Source organism: Nonomuraea sp. NPDC049725, from assembly GCF_040674795.1.
Taxonomy (GTDB): domain Bacteria; phylum Actinomycetota; class Actinomycetes; order Streptosporangiales; family Streptosporangiaceae; genus Nonomuraea; species Nonomuraea ceibae.
Map to the genome: position 1 here is coordinate 15589 of NZ_JBFANJ010000003.1, position 15781 is coordinate 31369.

Here is a 15781-nt window from a genome sequence, read left to right on the forward strand (position 1 = left end):
CGCAGTGCGTGACCTCCCACGTGTTTCCCTCTGGCAGGATGGTCACTGATGAAGGTTCCGGGGAACAAGATGCCGGGCCTCCGCGGAAGGAAGGTCAACGACCTTCCCGGTGTCACGGGTGTGGCGAGGATCGACCGGCGGACCAAGAGGCTCACCAAGCGCCTCAAGCCAGGCGAGATCGCCATCATCGACCATGTCGACGTGGACCGGGTCAGCGCGGAGGCACTGGTGGCGTGCGAAGCCGCGGCCGTGGTCAACGTGGCCGCGGGCATCAGCGGGCGCTATCCCAACCTCGGACCGAAGATCATCCTTGAGGCCGGCATCCCGTTCGTCGACAACGCCAGCCACGAGCTGTTCGAACGCGTCAAGGACGGCGACGTCGTGCGGCTGCACGAGGGCGTCATCCACCTCGACGACGAGGTCGTCGGCAAGGGCGACGAGCAGCACATGGAGGCCGTCGAGGCGGCCATGGCCGAGGCCCGCGCCGGCCTGGCCGTGCAGATCGAGGCGTTCGCCGTCAACACGATGGAGTACGTGCGCGGCGAGGGCAAGCTGCTCATCGAGGGCGTCGGCGTGCCCGAGATCCGCACCCCCATCGAGGGCAGGCACGCCCTCATCGTGGTGCGCGGCTACCACTACAAGGAAGACATCGCCACCCTGCGCCCCTACCTGCGTGAATACCGCCCGGTGCTGATCGGCGTCGACGGCGGCGCCGACGCGCTGCTGGAGGCCGGCTACCTGCCCGACATCATCGTGGGCGACTTCGACTCCGTCTCGGCCAAGGCCCTCACCTGCGGCGCCGAGCTCGTCGTGCACGCCTACCGCGACGGCCGCGCGCCCGGCCTGGAACGGGTCCGCCAGCTCGGCCGCGACGCGGTGATCTTCCCGTCGACCGGCACCAGCGAGGACATCGCCATGCTCATGGCCGACGACAAGGGCGCCTCGCTCATCGTCGCCGTCGGCACCCACGGCACGCTGGAGGAGTTCCTCGACAAGGGGCGCTCCGGCATGGCCAGCACCTTCCTCACCCGGTTGCGCGTCGGCAGCAAGCTCGTCGACGCCAAGGGCGTCAGCCGCCTCTACCGCAGCCGCATCTCCACCCCGCAGCTGCTGCTGCTGGCGATCACCGCGCTGATCACGATGGGTGTCGCCCTGTCGTTCTCCCCGCTCGGCCAGACCTGGCTGAACGGGCTGCAAGACTTCTGGAACGCGTTCATCTTCTGGTTGGTCGGGCTCTTCTCGTGATCGATTTCCGTTATCACCTCGTCTCCATCGTCGCCATCTTCCTGGCGCTGGCCGTGGGCATCGTCATGGGCACCACGCTGCTCCAGGACCCCGCGATCAGATCGGCCGAGGAGCTCACCCGCCAGCTCACCGCCGACAAGCAGGAGCAGCGCGGTCAGATCGACGACCTGCGCAGCCGGGAGCAGGCGGGCGACGCGTTCGTCACCACGCTCACGCCCAAGCTCGTCGCCGGTGAGCTCACCGGCGAGGAGGTGCTGCTCGTGGAGGCGCCCGGAGCGGGCGCGGCGCAGCGCGAGGCCACCCAGGAGGTGCTGACCGACGCGGGCGCGACCATCTCCGGCAGGCTCTCGCTGACGGAGAAGTTCTTCGACCCCAAGAGCGGCGGCGTCCTCGACGGCCTGGCCGGGCAGCTCAAGCCGGCCGAGATGACCTTCCCCACGCCCGCCACCGCCTACGACAAGGCCGCCACCCTGCTGGCCGCCACCGTGACCACCACCGACCCGGCCGTCGCGGGCACCCCCAACGCGGCCACCGCCTCGGTGCTCGGCGGGCTGGAGACCGGCGGGTTCGTCAACCTCGACGGAGACCCGGCCAAGCGGGCCACGCTCGTCGTCATGTTCGCCCCGGACGTCCCGTACGAGGGCGAGAACGCCGAGACGCAGGCCGCCGCGTTCGTGGCGCTGGCCTCCGGGCTCGACGCGGGCGGTCGCGGTCTGGTCGTGGCGGGCACCGTCCCCGCCACCGGGCCCGGCGGCGCCGTCACCGCCGTGCGCGACAGCACCGAGGTGGCCAAGCGCGTCTCCACCGTCGACAGCGCCGATATCCCGGCGGGCCGCGTCGTGATCGTCTACGCTCTGCGGGAGCAACTGGCCGGGGCCGCCGGGCAGTACGGCATCGGCACCGGGATCACCGCGTTCCAGCCGGTGGTGCCGAGCCCGGCGCCGACCACGCCCCAGCCGACCCCGTCGTCCTCCGACTCAGGGAGCTGACATGGCCCGCAGCCTGCTCTACGCCGTCGCCGGCGCCGCGATCGGCGCCGCCGCCGCCCGCGCCGCCTACACCGCGTTCACCCGGGCGCGCGGCGTCGACCCGGGCAGCCGCTGGACCCGTAAGAACCACCGGGGCGAGGCCGTCACGCTGCTCGAAGGGCCCGCGTTCGTGGCAGGGGCGGGAGCGGCCGCCGCGCTCGCGCCCGGCCTGCCGCCGCGGGTACGGGCGGCCGCGCTGCTCGCCGGGGCGGGCAGCGGCGCGCTCGGCGCCTACGACGACCTCTACGGCACCACCTCCTCCAAGGGCTTCAAGGGTCACCTGACCGCGCTGGCCCGCGGCGAAGTCACCAGCGGCGCCGTCAAGATCCTCGGCATCGGCGCGACCGGGCTCGGCGCCGCCGCGCTCGTCTCCCGCGGCCCGGCCGACACGCTCGTCAACGGCGCCGCCATCGCGGGCGCCGCCAACCTGGCCAACCTGTTCGACCTGCGGCCCGGCCGCGCCATCAAGGTCGGCCTGCTCACCGGCGGCCCCCTCCTGGTCAGCGCGGTCGCGGGCGGCTCACCGGCGACCGCCGCGCTGGCCGCCGTGCCGCTGGGCGCCGCCGCCGCGCTGCTGCCCGACGACCTCGGAGAGCGCGCCATGCTCGGCGACGCCGGGGCCAACGCGCTCGGCGCGCTGCTCGGCCTGGCCGCCGTCACCCGGCTCGGCCGTCCCGGCAGGCTCGTCCTGCTCGGCACCGTCGCCGCGCTCACCGCCGCCTCCGAGAAGATCAGCTTCACCAAGGTCATCGCGGGCAACCCGGTGCTCAACCGGCTCGACCTGCTCGGCCGCCGCCCCGCCGACACCGTCTGAGAGACCGCGTGACGCGCCTGTCCGTACGGCCTGCCATGATGTCCGGAATGACCGGAGAGGCGGGCAGGGCGTGACCCCGCGGCTGGCGCGCGGCGTGGCCGGAGGCGCGCTGCTCATCGCGGTGATCACCGTGCTGGCGCGCGTCGCGGGCTTCGCCAAGCAGTACGCCCTGGCCCAGACCGTCGGCACCAACTGCCTGACCAGCGCCTACTTCACCGCCAACCAGATCCCCAACATCGTCTTCGAGGTGGTCGTCGGCGGCGCCCTGGCCGGGGCGGTCGTGCCGGTGCTCGCCGAACCCGCCGCCACGGGCGACCGCGAGCGGGCCGGGCGGATCGGCTCGGCGCTGCTGACGTGGACCCTGGTCGTGCTCGTCCCCGTGGCGGTGCTGACCGCGCTGCTGGCGGGGCCGATCATGGGACTGTTCGGCGGCGGCGACTGCGAGATGCACGCGGTCGCCACCCGGATGCTGGTCGTCTTCGCGCCGCAGATCCCGCTGTACGGCGTGGTCGTCGTGCTCTACGGCGTGCTGCAGGCGCACCACCGCTTCACCGGGCCCGCCGTGGCGCCGCTCGTGTCGAGCCTCGTGGTCATCGTGGCGTACCTGCTGTTCGTGCCGCTCAGCGACGGCCGGGCCGGAAGCGCCGAGGTGCCGCTCGCGGCGGAGCTCGCGCTGTCCGTCGGCACCAGCCTCGGCGTGCTGGCGCTCGTGCTCACCGTCGCCGGGCCGGTGGCGGGGCTCGGGCTGCGGTGGCGGCCCGCGTTCCGCTTCCCCGGCGGGGTGGCCGTGCGGGTGCGGCGGCTGGCGCTGGCGGGCATCGCGGCGCTGCTCGCCCAGCAGGCGGCCATGGCCGGGGTGCTGGCGCTGTCCAACAACGTGATCGGCGGCGGGGCGCTGGCCGTCTACAACTACGCGTGGGCGATCTACCTGGTGCCGTACGCGGTGCTCGCCGTGCCCATCGCCACCAGCGCCTTCCCCCGGCTGTCGGCCGTGGAGGGGGACCGGGCGGCGTTCGCGGAGCTCGCCGCCCGCACGACCCGGGCCGTGGTGCTCGTGTCCGGGGTGGCGGCCGGGGTGCTCGCGGCGGCGTCCGGGCCGGGGGCCGTGGTGTTCCTGGGGGCCAAGACGACCGTGTCACCGGTGGAGCTGGCGCGGGCCGTCGCGCTGTTCGCGCCGGGGCTGATCGGCTACGGGCTGATCGCGCACCTCAGCCGGGTGCTGTACGCCGCCGGGCGCGGGCGGGCGGTCGCGGCCGGGACGGTGGCCGGGTGGGGCGTGGTGATCGTGGCCCAGACCGTCTTCGCGCTGGCGTTCCCGCGCGAGTGGCAGGTGGCGGGGCTGGCGCTGGGGATGAGCGCGGGCATGACCGCCGGTGGGGCGCTGCTGCTGGCGTCCGTCGTACGGGCGCGGGGGGCCGCGGCGATCGCCGGGCTGGGCCGGGCCGGGGCGGCGGCGCTCGCCGGGGGCGGGGCCGGGTTCGTGGCGGGCGGCTGGGTCGCCGGGCTGTTCGGCGGGGCCGGGACGTGGGGGAGCGTGGCGGGCACGCTGCTGGCGGCCGTGGTGGCGCTGGCGGCGGGCGTGGGCGTCGTGGCGCTCGTGGACCGCGCCGACGCCGCCGCCGTGGCCGCACTGCTGCGCCGCCGTGGCGGACCGGAGGGCGGATGAGGCGGGCGGTCCGACGGACGGGCCGGCGGACGGGCCAGTGGGTGGATGAAGTGGGCGGGCGAGTGAGCGGAGGAGCGGCTGTGCGGGTGGCGTTCGTGCTGGGGACCACGTCCGGCGGGACCGGGCGGCACGTGGCGATGCTGGCCCGGGGCCTGGTGCGGCGCGGGCACCGGGTGCTGGTGGTGGCGCCGCGCGAGGTCGGGGAGGGGTTCGCGTTCCGCGAGGCGGGGGCGCGGCTCGCGGAGGTGGAGGTCACCGACCGGCCCAGGCCGCTCGCCGACGCGCGGGCGGTGCTCGCCGCCGGGCGGCTGACCCGGGGCGCGGACGTCGTGCATGCCCACGGCCTGCGCGCCGGGGCCCTGGCCGGGCTCGGGCTCACCCTGGCCGGGCTCGGGCGCGTCCCGTCCCGGGGCCGGAGGCGGCCACGGCTGGTGGTGACGCTGCACAACGCGCTCACCACGGGCGGGACGGTCGGCCTGGTGTACGGGGTGCTGGAGCGGATCGTGGCGCGGCTGGCCGACCGCGTGCTGGTCGTCTCGCCCGACCTCGGGGAACGGATGCGGGCCCTGGGCGCGCGGGACGTGCGGGCCGCGGTGGTGCCCGCGCCGGTGCCGCGCCCCGCCGGGCGGCCCGCCGCCGAGGTGCGCGCCGAGCTGGGGGCCGGGGAGCGGCCCGTCGTGCTCACCATCGCCAGGCTCGCCCAGCAGAAAGGGCTGGAGACCCTGCTCGACGCCGCCGCCGGGCCGTGGCCGGGGCCCGAGCCGCTGTTCGCGATCGCCGGGGAGGGCCCGCTGCGCGAGACGCTGCAGCGCCGGATCGACCGCGACGGGCTGCCCGTGGTGCTGCTGGGCAACCGGGACGACGTGCCCGACCTGCTGGCCGCCGCCGCCGTGGCCGTGTGGCCCAGCCGGTGGGAGGGGCAGCCGCTCAGCCTCAGCGAGACCCTCATGGCCGGCCGCCCGGTGGTCGCCACGGCCGTCGGCGGCATCCCCGAGCTCGTCGGCGACGCCGGTGCGCTCGTGCCCTACGGTGACGTGCCCGCCCTGCGCGCGGCCGTACAGGAAGTGATCGCCGATCCTGAGAAGGCGGCCGGACGGGCCGCGGCGGCGGCCCGGCGTGGCGCCGAGCTGCCGGACGAGGACGACGCCGTGCGGGCGGTGCTGGACGCCTACGGTTCGTCAACATCATCCGGATGATTAGGTGAGGCTTTCGCGTTCTCGTATACTGCGTGCGTTAAGGGAGGGGAGTATCCCTTCGCGGCAGCCTCGTCATCACGGTGCAGTCCCGCTCCATGGGGCCCCCGGGGCTGCCGGTCCGCCATGCCCAGCGGGCGGGAGAGACCTCCGGCGTTCTGACGTGTATGCCGGAGGTAATACAACGTGAGCGAACCATTGTGGGCCTGGATCGTCGTGATCGGCGGGCTCCTGCTCGTCCTGGCCGTCGACCTGTGGATCGTCGACCGCGGTGAAGCCCGCGAGTTCTCGATGCGCCAGGCGGGATTCTGGGTCACCTTCTACATCACGCTGGCCGTGATCTTCGGGGTGATCCTCTGGGTGACGACGGGGCCGGAGAAGGCGGGCGAGTTCTTCGCCGGCTACATCACCGAATACAGCCTCAGCGTCGACAACCTGTTCGTCTTCTTCATCATCATGAGCCGGTTCGCCGTGCCGAAGGCGTACCAGCACAAGGTGCTGCTCGTCGGCATCCTGCTCGCCCTGGTCATGCGGGGCATCTTCATCGCGCTCGGCGCCGCGGCGCTGGAGCGGTTCGGCTGGTTGTTCTACGTCTTCGGCGCGTTCCTCGTCTACACCGCGATCAACATCGTCCGCCAGCACGTCAAGGGCGAAGAGGAGCAGGTCCCCGAGAACGTCCTGCTCCGCTGGGTGCGGCGGGCCTTCCCCACCACGGACGGCTACGTCGGGTCCAAGGTCACCGTCAAGATCGACGGCAAGCGCATGGTCACGCCGATGCTGATCGTCATGATCGCCATCGGCAGCACCGACCTGCTGTTCGCTCTCGACTCGATTCCGGCGATCTTCGGGCTCACCACGGACCCGTTCATCGTCTTCACCGCCAACGCCTTTGCCCTGATGGGACTGCGTCAGCTTTACTTCCTGCTCGGTGGGCTGCTGCAGCGCCTGGTCTACCTCAGTTATGGTTTGGCGTTCATTCTGGGCTTCATCGGGGTTAAGCTGATTTTGGAGGCTCTGCACCACAGCGGGTTCTCCTGGGCCCCGGCGATCCCGATCTGGGTTTCGCTGTCGGTCATCGGCGCCACGATGGTCATCACCACCGTGGCGAGCCTGGTCAAGGCCCGCAGGGACACCCGCAAGAGCGAGGAAACCCACTCGGAGCAGGTCTAGAAAAACGGCTTTCGAGGCGCTTTGCTGGTGTAGTTGCGTCGTGTCATAGTTGTGCGTTCTGTAGCATCACGGCAAAGCGCTTCCGTTCCAGTCACCATCCAAAGGTTGTACGTGTCAGTCGATTCTGCCAAGCCGGGCCGTGTCAGGCTCGCACGCGGGGTCTCCCCGTGGCTCCTCCCGACGGCGGCCGCGGCGGCCGCCACCGCGTTCCTGACGCGACGGGACCGTCGCTGGGCGCTCGCGGCCGTGCCGCTGGGCGCCCTCACCGGTGGGATGCTCTGGTTCTTCCGCGACCCCGACCGCAGGCCGGGCGAGGGGCGGATCCTGTCACCGGCCGATGGGGTCGTCCAGAGCGTCGACCCGTGGCCGGACGGCCGCACCCGGGTCGCGATCTTCATGAGCCCGCTGAACGTCCACGTCAATCGGGCACCACTTGCGGGAAATGTCACCTCCGTGCAGCATGTGCCAGGTGGGTTCCTGCCGGCTTTCAACAAGGACAGCGACCAGAACGAGCGCGTGGTGTGGCATTTCGAGACCACGCTCGGCGACATCGAGATGGTGCAGATCGCGGGCGCGGTCGCGCGCCGGATCGTGCCGTACCTGACCGCTGGGGCGAAGGTCGCGCAGGGCGAGCGGATCGGGCTCATCAGGCTCGGATCCAGGGTCGACATCTACCTTCCCGAAGGGATCTCACCCGCGGTGTCCGTGGGCGAGAAGACGGTTGCGGGGGTGACCAGAATTGACCACAGCTGACGCCGGCGGCTGGCCGGCCGAAGAGGAAGAACCTCGCGGCCCGGTCGGCAAGGCGTTCCGCCTGTCCGCCGCCGACTCCCTGTCCCTGGGCAACGCGCTGTGCGGCTTCCTGGCCGTGTGCGTGCTGGCCGCCTCGGCCATCGAGGCGCTGCGCACCGACGGGACCTTCACCCCGGCGCCCAGCTATTTCGCCACGGCCGTGGTGCTGCTGCTCATCGGCGCCACCTGCGACCTGTTCGACGGGCTCGTCGCGCGGCGCTTCCGCGCCTCCGCGATGGGCGCCGAGCTCGACAACCTGGCCGACGTCATCAGCTTCGGGTTCGCGCCCGCGTTCATGGTCGTGATCTGGGGCGGGTTCACCCACCAGGTGCCGTTCTTCGCCGTGGTGGGCGCCGCCGCGGCCGTGCTCGTCGCCGGTGTCGTACGGCTGGCGCGGTTCGCCTGCGTCAAGACCAAGAGCGGCGACTTCATGGGGCTGCCGATCCCCATGGGCGCGATGACCGTGATCTCGATCGTGCTGCTGTTCGAGCCGGGGATCTGGTCGCTGCTGGCCGTGCTGGGCGTGGCCTGGCTCATGGTCAGCCGGATCGAGTACCCCAAGCCCAAGGGGCAGCTCGCCGCCGTGGTCCTCGGATGGATCATGGTGAACGTCGCGTTCCTCACCTTCTGGGTCGCCTGGCCCGAGGGCGGTGACCTGCCGATCAAGATCGGCGCCACCATGCAGATCGCGCTCGTCGCGGCCATCCCGCTGCGGATGCTCTTCTACAAGCGCGAACTGCGCCGTGAGGCCTCCCGCATCGGGCAGTGACCAATTCGAGCAGTGACCATTCGGGCAGGGGCGCCGGAAGAAGCGGGACTTCTCCGGCGCCTTCGGCTTTGATGGAGCCATGCCGGTCGAGCACACGCGCACGTACTTCCTCGGCAAGCTCGCCGCCGAGCTGGAGCGGCGCGGGCTGACCGCCACGCTGCGAGCCGACCCGCCCGTGCTGCGGGTCAGCGATCCCGGCACCGCGCTGCTGGCCGAGACCGTCGACTGCGTGCCGCTCCAGGACGGATGGTTCTACCGCTGGTCGTGGGGCGAGCTGGTCGGGCAGGCCGACCAGCCGGGGCCGGCGGCCGAGCGCATCGTGCGCGTCCTGGCCCGCCGCTGACCCTCTTGCGACAGCTACCAGCCTCGGGCCTTCCACTCGGGAAGGGACGGGCGCTCGGCGCCCAGGGTGGTGTCCTTGCCGTGGCCCGGGTAGACCCACGTGTCGTCGGGCAGCCGGTCGAAGACGCGCTCCACCACGTCGGTGTAGAGCTGCTCGAAGCGCTCCGGGTCCTTCCACGTGTTGCCGACGCCGCCGGGGAACAGCGAGTCGCCGGTGAACAGGTGCTTGTCGCCCTCGCCGCCGTCGTACAGCAGGGCGATCGAGCCCGGCGTGTGGCCGCGCAGGTGGATCGCCTCCAGGGTGACGACGCCGACGGCGACGCGGTCGCCGTGCTCGACCAGGCGGTCGGCCGGGACCGGCAGGCCGGGCGCGTCCAGCGGATGGGCCAGCACCTTGGCGCCCGTCACCTTGCGCACCTGCTCCAGCGCCTGCCAGTGGTCGCCGTGCTGGTGGGTGGTGACGATCGCGCTGATCGGCTGGTCGGCGATCAGGGCCAGCAGCCGGTCCGGCTCGGCCGCCGCGTCGATGAGCAGGCCGTCACCCGTCTCGGTGCAGCGCAGCAGGTAGGCGTTGTTCTCGTACGGGCCGACGGCGAGCTTGCAGATCGTCAGATCGGGCAGCTCCCGCACGTCGGCGGGGCCGCCTACCTGGACGTCGCCGGTGTAGGTCATGGGTAGTCCTTCGGGGGCGTCGCGGGCAGGTCAGCGGGCGCGGTCGTGGTCAGCCACGGCGGTGGCGGCGGGCACGGCCGTCCCTCGGGCACCACTTTAACTCCCTCACCTGCCGAGCGGCCGGTCAGCCAGGCCAGCACGTCGGCCGGCGCGCCCTCGACCACCGGACCGTCGCCGAGCCCCTCCCACCCGGCGGCGACCGGGCCGTTCGCGGGGGTGACGAACCGCACCGCGCTCACCGTGCTGCGGTCGTGCGGCCAGGTGCGCAGGCAGTCGTGCAGCTCGCGGCGGACGAACGTCTCGGGCCAGTCGGCCGGGCCGTAGCCGGCGCCCAGGTCGGCATGGTGCAGCCCCACCTCACGGAGGCGGCGTACCAGGACGTACCAGGCGGGGTGGTGCGGCGGGCGCAGGCCGCCGACCGGGGTGCCCCAGGCGGGCTCGGAGACGGCGTCGGCGGCGGCGTCCAGGCGGCCGGCGCTCTCGCGCAGGTCGGCGAGCTGCTCGGCGGCGGGCCGGTGGCAGCCGGCCTCGATGCCCGCCTCGCGCGCCCGCGCGTCCGGGTACTGCGGTGTCGGGACGCCGGTCCGCGCCCAGGTGAGGAGGTTGACGAGGCTGTCGGCGTTCCTGGCGAGGTGCGTGAGGACGTGGCCGCGCGACCAGCCGGGCAGCCGGGAGGGGGCGGCGACGTCGGCGTCGGACAGGGAGGCGGCCGTGGCGAGCAGCCCGGACGTCGCCTCGGTCAGCTCGGCACGCAAGCTCTGAAGGACGGTCATAAGGGGATATTTCATCATCCGGAGGTCGGGCGCCAGCGGCGGACGGGCATAAAGCCGCAGGTCGCGGCGTTGATATGGCGTTGACAGGGAAAGGCCTCCTGCCCGGGTGGGCGCAGGCCGTAACCTGGGAGGGACGGATTTTCGCCAGGGCGGTATGCGGCCCTGCCGAAATTGTCGGAGCCCCCGTCTACCATCCCCCGTGGACCTATCCGCCTTTTCGACATCGGGATCGCCGTGGCTGACCGCCTGATCGTGCGTGGCGCACGTGAACACAACCTCAAGGACGTCTCGCTCGACCTGCCGCGAGACGCGATGATCGTCTTCACCGGCCTGTCCGGCTCCGGCAAGTCGAGCCTGGCCTTCGACACGATCTTCGCCGAGGGGCAGCGGCGTTACGTCGAGTCCCTGTCCGCCTACGCCCGGCAGTTCCTCGGGCAGATGGACAAGCCCGACGTTGACTTCATCGAGGGCCTGTCGCCCGCGGTGTCGATCGACCAGAAGGCCACCAGCAAGAACCCGCGCTCCACGGTCGGCACGATCACCGAGGTCTACGACTACCTGCGGCTGCTGTGGGCGCGCATCGGCAAGCCGCACTGCCCGGTGTGCGAGCGCCCGATCGCCAGGCAGACGCCGGAGCAGATCGTCGACCGGGTGATGGACCTGGAGGAGGGCACCCGCTTCCAGGTGCTGGCCCCGGTCATCAGGGGCCGCAAGGGCGAATACGCCGAGCTGTTCCGCGAGCTGCAGACCAAGGGCTTCGCCCGCGCCCGGGTCGACGGCACCGTCGTGCGGCTGGAGGAGCCGCCGGTGCTGAAGAAGTACGAGAAGCACGACATCGAGGTCATCGTCGACCGGCTCTCGGTCAAGGAGTCGTCGCGGCGCAGGCTCAACGACTCGGTCGAGACGGCGCTGCAGCTTTCGGGCGGCACGATCACGCTGGAGTTCGTCGACCTGCCCGAGGACGACCCGGGCCGCGAGCGCTTCTACTCCGAGCACCTCTACTGCCCCTACGACGACCTGTCGTTCGAGGAGCTGGAGCCGCGCTCGTTCTCCTTCAACTCGCCCTTCGGCGCCTGTCCGGAGTGCACCGGTCTCGGCACCAAGATGGAGGTCGACCCCGACCTCGTCGTGCCCGACCCCGAGCGCACGCTGCGCGACGGCGCGCTGCACCCCTGGTCCGGCGGCCACACCAGCGAATACTTCGTCCGGCTCGTCGAGGCGCTCGGCCACACCATGGGCTTCACCCTCGACACGCCGTGGGACAAACTCCCGAAGAAGGCGCAGAAGTCGCTGCTGTTCGGCCACGACGAGCAGGTCCACGTCCGCTACGCCAACCGCTACGGCCGCCAGCGCTCCTACTACACCACCTACGAGGGCGTCATCCCGTGGGTGCAGCGCCGTCACGCCGAGGCGGAGAGCGACTCGACGCGCGAGCGCTTCGAGGGCTACATGCGCGAGATCCCCTGCCCGGCGTGCAAGGGGGCCAGGCTCAAGCCGGTCACGCTGGCCGTCACGGTCGCGGGCAAGTCGATCGCCGAGGTCGCGTCCATGTCGATCGGCGAGTGCGCCAAGTTCCTGGCCGCGCTCAAGCTGTCCGACCGCGACATGCACATCGCCGAGCGGGTGGTCAAGGAGATCAACGCGCGGATGGGCTTCCTGCTCGACGTCGGCCTCGACTACCTGAGCATGGACCGCGCCGCCGCCACCCTGGCGGGCGGCGAGGCGCAGCGCATCCGGCTGGCCACGCAGATCGGCTCCGGCCTCGTCGGCGTCCTGTACGTGCTCGACGAGCCGTCCATCGGGCTGCACCAGCGCGACAACATGCGGCTGCTCGACACCCTGATCCGGCTGCGCGACATGGGCAACACGCTCATCGTGGTCGAGCACGACGAGGACACCATCGCCGCCGCCGACTGGGTGGTCGACATCGGCCCGGGCGCGGGCGAGCACGGCGGCCAGGTCGTCGTCTCCGGCACCGTCCAGGACCTGCTCAACAGCGAGGAGTCGCTGACCGGGCAGTATCTGTCGGGCCGCCGGAGCATCCACGTGCCCGCCAAGCGCCGCAAGCGCGACAAGAAGCGGCAGATCACCGTCAAGGGCGCCCGCGAGCACAACCTCAAGGGCGTCGACATCGACTTCCCGCTCGGGCTGTTCACCGCCGTGACCGGCGTGTCCGGGTCCGGCAAGTCGACGCTGGTCAACGACATCCTCTACAACGCGCTGGCCAAGGAGCTCAACGGCGCCCGCACGGTGCCGGGCCGCCACTCCCGGGTCAACGGCATGGACCAGGTCGACAAGGTCGTGCACGTCGACCAGTCGCCGATCGGGCGCACCCCGCGCTCCAACCCGGCCACCTACACCGGCGTGTTCGACCACGTGCGCAAGCTGTTCGCGGCCACGACCGAGGCCAAGGTGCGCGGCTACCAGCCGGGCCGCTTCAGCTTCAACGTCAAGGGCGGGCGCTGCGAGGCGTGCGCGGGCGACGGCACCATCAAGATCGAGATGAACTTCCTGCCCGACGTGTACGTCCCGTGCGAGGTCTGCCACGGCGCCCGCTACAACCGGGAGACGCTGGAGGTCCACTACAAGGGCAAGACGATCTCCGAGGTGCTCGACATGCCGATCGAGGAGGCGCTCGCCTTCTTCGACGCGATCCCGGCGATCAAGCGCCACCTGCAGACGCTCAACGACGTGGGCCTCGGCTACGTGCGGCTCGGCCAGCCGGCCACGACGCTGTCCGGCGGCGAGGCGCAGCGCGTCAAGCTGGCCTCCGAGCTGCAGCGCAGGCAGACGGGCCGGACGGTCTACGTCCTGGACGAGCCGACGACCGGGCTGCACTTCGAGGACATCCGGCGGCTGCTGGGCGTGCTGGGGAGGCTCGTCGACGGCGGCAACACGGTCATCGTCATCGAGCACAACCTCGACGTCATCAAGACCGCCGACTGGATCATCGACATGGGCCCGGAGGGCGGCTCCCGCGGCGGCACGCTGGTCGCGGCCGGCACGCCGGAGGAGGTGGCCCAGGTGGACGAGAGTCACACCGGCCGCTTCCTGCGCAAGCTCCTGGGGTCCTGACGACGCGGGAACGCGGATGCGATAGCGCCACGGTTGGGTGCCTTGTTTACCGACGGGGGATTTGACAGGGTCTGACCGTGGCGGATCATGCGCTCCGGGCGCTCACGCTGGGCGGGTGCCCGGTGCACGAGCTCCTGGAGCGTCAGGCGGTGCGGCTGGCCAGGGAGCTGGTCGCCGCGTTCGCCGAGGAGATCCCGCTCTACCGGCGGCTGCCCCGCGAGGAGCTCGACGGCGACATCACCGGCATCACCGTGCACAACCTGCGCATGATCTGCGGGATGTTCCGGGAGCGGCGCCCGCCGACCCGCGCCGAGCTGGCGCCGCTGCGGGCGTCGGCGGCGCGGCGGGCGCAGGAGGGGGTGCCGCTGGACGCGCTGCTGTCGGCCTACCACCTGGGGGTGACCCGGGTGTGGGAGCACCTGTTCGCGCTCGCCGGGCCCGGCGACCTGGACGACGTGCTGGCCGCCAACCGCCTCATCCTCTCCTACACGGGCACCGTCACGTCCGCCGTGTGCGGCGCGTACCTGGGGGAGCGGGAGGCGATGCTCAGCCAGGAGCAGCACGCCATGCACGCCACCGTCTCGGCGCTGCTGGCGGGCGACCGGGCGGCGCTGGCCGGGGTGCGGCTGGCGCCCGGCTACCTGGTGGTGGCCACGGCGCTGGGCGCGCACCCCGACGAGGCGGGCGACCGGGTGAGCCGCGCCATCGCCGGGCGGCGCAAGCTGCACCGGGTGCGCACGGCCGTCCAGCGGCACGCCGCCGAGCAGGTGCTGTCGGCGCTCGACGCCACCGGCGGGCTGGTGCTCGTGCCGCTCGCCGAGGAGCCGGCCTGGTGCGAGGTCGGCGAGATGGTCGCGGAGGCCGCGCGGGCCGCCGGGGCGCCGGTGTGGGCGGCGGCGGAGTGGGCCGAGCCGGCGGGCGTGCCCGAGGCGGCCAAGCTGGCCGAGGAGGTGCTGGAGGTCGCGCGCGGGGCCGGGCTGCCGCCGGGGGCGCACCGGCTGGCCGACGTGCTGCTGGAGTATCAGCTGACCCGGCCCAGCGCCGCCGTGGCCGGGCTCGCCGGGCTGCTCGACCCGCTGGGCGCCCATCCCGACCTGCTGCGGACGCTGACCGCGTACCTGGACACGGGGCTGGACCGGCGGCGGACCGCCGAGCTGCTGCACGTCCACCCGAACACCGTCGACTACCGGCTGCGCCGGGCGGTGAGCCTGACGGGGCTCGACCCGATGGACCCGGCCCAGCTCCAGCGGATCGGAGCCGCGCTGACGGCCCGGCGGCAGCTCGGCCGCCGGGCCTGAGGAGCGCGCCCGGTCTGGGAGGGTGCCGGTCCCGGGCGCGTGCCGGTCTTGAGCGCGTGCCAGGGCGGGTCAGCGGGCCGCGGAGGTGACGGCTCCGGTGACGATGGTGGCGAAGTTGCGCATGCCCAGCGCGTTCGGGTGGAACGGCGCGGCGGGCGAGGCCGGGATGTACGGCTCGATCCAGCGCACCCCGGGGGAGGCGCACGGGTCGTGGCCGGCGCTGGGCGTCTGCAGGTCGATGAAGCCGATCCCGGCGGCGGCGGCCTGCTCGGCGAGCATCCGGTTGAAGTACATCAGGGTCGCCCGGATGTAGTTGGCGTCCTGCCGGATGATCGGGACGCGCGGGTAGCAGCCGTCCGGCCGGGCGTAGGTGGCGTAGCCGACCAGGAAGATCCGCGCCTGCGGCGAGCGGGCCCGGATGTCGCCGGCCAGCGTGACGAGCGTCGGGCGCAGCGCCTCGGTCTTGACCCGCCAGGTGTCCTGGCCGTTCTCGTCGGTGTAGTCGTTGTAGCAGGCGTCGCCGACGGGCGGCGGCAGCAGGTTGAGGCAGTCCTCGATGAAGCCGGTCAGGCCGACGTCGTTGGCGCCGATGTGCACGGTGACCAGCGTGGTGTCCGGGCGCAGCGCGTCGAGCTGGGGCGGCACCGAGCCCAGCTCGGTCTCCTGCGGCTGGTACATGTGCCGCGTCTTGGCTCCCGAGCACGTGACGTCGCGGAAGGACGCCACGCCGAGCGCCCGCGCGGTCAGGTGCGGGTAGTTCCGGTCGGAACGCAGGCAGCCCAGGTCGGGCAGCACCTGGTCGGGCACGAGCGGCCCGGCGGCGGCCGAGTCGCCCAGCGCGACGTAGGACTCGCCCTGCTGGGCGTGGGCGGGGGGAGCCAGGCCGGCCAGCAGCAGGGCGGCGGCGAGTGCGACCGTCGTTCGTCGGAGCATGCGGGCATCCT

The 15781-nt window shown here is 72.5% G+C and carries 14 protein-coding genes; 11 read left to right on the forward strand and 3 right to left on the reverse strand.

All coding sequences use genetic code 11. The annotated features are described in order from the left end of the window. Window positions 1-48: 48 nt before the first annotated feature. The 9 genes from steA (at window position 49) to AB0J53_RS08170 (ending at window position 9020) form a co-directional block, all read left to right on the forward strand. Entirely contained in the window at window positions 49-1245 is a 1197-nt protein-coding gene (gene steA / locus AB0J53_RS08130; RefSeq protein ID WP_219509900.1) for a putative cytokinetic ring protein SteA, read from the forward strand. After that, on the forward strand, window positions 1242-2234 hold the full coding sequence (locus AB0J53_RS08135; protein WP_364169912.1) for a copper transporter: 993 nt from the start codon (window positions 1242-1244) through the stop codon (window positions 2232-2234). Before steA ends, AB0J53_RS08135 begins: the two co-directional genes overlap by 4 nt. A gap of 1 nt (window position 2235) precedes the next feature. After that, a complete protein-coding gene (locus tag AB0J53_RS08140; protein WP_364169915.1) occupies window positions 2236-3087 on the forward strand; it encodes a hypothetical protein in 852 nt (283 codons plus the stop codon). A gap of 70 nt (window positions 3088-3157) precedes the next feature. Beyond that, window positions 3158-4753: a lipid II flippase MurJ gene (locus tag AB0J53_RS08145; RefSeq protein WP_364169918.1), complete on the forward strand. Its 1596-nt coding sequence runs from the start codon at window positions 3158-3160 to the stop codon at window positions 4751-4753. Between the two features lie 80 nt (window positions 4754-4833). Beyond that, a complete protein-coding gene (locus tag AB0J53_RS08150) occupies window positions 4834-5949 on the forward strand; it encodes a glycosyltransferase family 4 protein (protein ID WP_364169920.1) in 1116 nt (371 codons plus the stop codon). Window positions 5950-6132: 183 nt separating this feature from the next. Continuing rightward, the gene (locus AB0J53_RS08155; RefSeq protein ID WP_219509906.1) at window positions 6133-7116 is read left to right on the forward strand and encodes a TerC family protein; all 984 of its coding nucleotides are present in this window, start codon (window positions 6133-6135) and stop codon (window positions 7114-7116) included. 111 nt (window positions 7117-7227) lie between these two features. Further along, window positions 7228-7869: a phosphatidylserine decarboxylase gene (locus AB0J53_RS08160; protein ID WP_219509907.1), complete on the forward strand. Its 642-nt coding sequence runs from the start codon at window positions 7228-7230 to the stop codon at window positions 7867-7869. After that, window positions 7856-8677, forward strand: a complete 822-nt coding sequence (pssA, locus tag AB0J53_RS08165) for a CDP-diacylglycerol--serine O-phosphatidyltransferase (RefSeq protein ID WP_364169923.1) — start codon at window positions 7856-7858, stop codon at window positions 8675-8677. The genes AB0J53_RS08160 and pssA overlap by 14 nt, the downstream gene beginning before the upstream one ends. Window positions 8678-8756: 79 nt before the next feature. Further along, a complete protein-coding gene (locus tag AB0J53_RS08170; protein ID WP_219509909.1) occupies window positions 8757-9020 on the forward strand; it encodes a hypothetical protein in 264 nt (87 codons plus the stop codon). Window positions 9021-9034: 14 nt separating this feature from the next. Here the strand turns inward: AB0J53_RS08170 and AB0J53_RS08175 are convergent, their stop codons facing one another. Continuing rightward, window positions 9035-9691, reverse strand: a complete 657-nt coding sequence (locus tag AB0J53_RS08175) for an MBL fold metallo-hydrolase (RefSeq protein WP_364169927.1) — start codon at window positions 9689-9691, stop codon at window positions 9035-9037. Beyond that, window positions 9688-10464 carry a maleylpyruvate isomerase family mycothiol-dependent enzyme gene (locus AB0J53_RS08180; RefSeq protein WP_364169930.1) on the reverse strand — a complete coding sequence of 259 codons (777 nt, stop codon included), beginning with the start codon at window positions 10462-10464 and terminating at the stop codon, window positions 9688-9690. The genes AB0J53_RS08175 and AB0J53_RS08180 overlap by 4 nt, the downstream gene beginning before the upstream one ends. A 234-nt stretch (window positions 10465-10698) precedes the next feature. Here AB0J53_RS08180 and uvrA point away from each other — a divergent pair, with 234 nt between their 5' ends. Further along, window positions 10699-13539: an excinuclease ABC subunit UvrA gene (uvrA, locus tag AB0J53_RS08185; RefSeq protein ID WP_219509912.1), complete on the forward strand. Its 2841-nt coding sequence runs from the start codon at window positions 10699-10701 to the stop codon at window positions 13537-13539. A 77-nt stretch (window positions 13540-13616) separates the two neighbouring features. Beyond that, window positions 13617-14837 (forward strand): PucR family transcriptional regulator, encoded by a 1221-nt coding sequence (locus AB0J53_RS08190; protein ID WP_219509914.1) that lies wholly within the window; start codon window positions 13617-13619, stop codon window positions 14835-14837. A gap of 69 nt (window positions 14838-14906) precedes the next feature. Here the strand turns inward: AB0J53_RS08190 and AB0J53_RS08195 are convergent, their stop codons facing one another. Then, complete coding sequence (locus tag AB0J53_RS08195) at window positions 14907-15770, reverse strand: SGNH/GDSL hydrolase family protein (protein WP_364169934.1); 864 nt, start codon at window positions 15768-15770, stop codon at window positions 14907-14909. Window positions 15771-15781 lie beyond the last annotated feature (11 nt).

What these genes read in the sequence shown, in the direction of transcription:
- AB0J53_RS08175 (WP_364169927.1), bottom strand. Translation starts at nt 9,691, where the DNA reads ATGACCTACACCGGCGACGTCCAGGTAGGCGGCCCCGCCGACGTGCGG.
- AB0J53_RS08140 (WP_364169915.1), top strand. Translation starts at nt 2,236, where the DNA reads ATGGCCCGCAGCCTGCTCTACGCCGTCGCCGGCGCCGCGATCGGCGCC.
- AB0J53_RS08170 (WP_219509909.1), top strand. Translation starts at nt 8,757, where the DNA reads ATGCCGGTCGAGCACACGCGCACGTACTTCCTCGGCAAGCTCGCCGCC.
- AB0J53_RS08195 (WP_364169934.1), bottom strand. Translation starts at nt 15,770, where the DNA reads ATGCTCCGACGAACGACGGTCGCACTCGCCGCCGCCCTGCTGCTGGCC.
- AB0J53_RS08180 (WP_364169930.1), bottom strand. Translation starts at nt 10,464, where the DNA reads ATGACCGTCCTTCAGAGCTTGCGTGCCGAGCTGACCGAGGCGACGTCC.
- steA (WP_219509900.1), top strand. Translation starts at nt 49, where the DNA reads ATGAAGGTTCCGGGGAACAAGATGCCGGGCCTCCGCGGAAGGAAGGTC.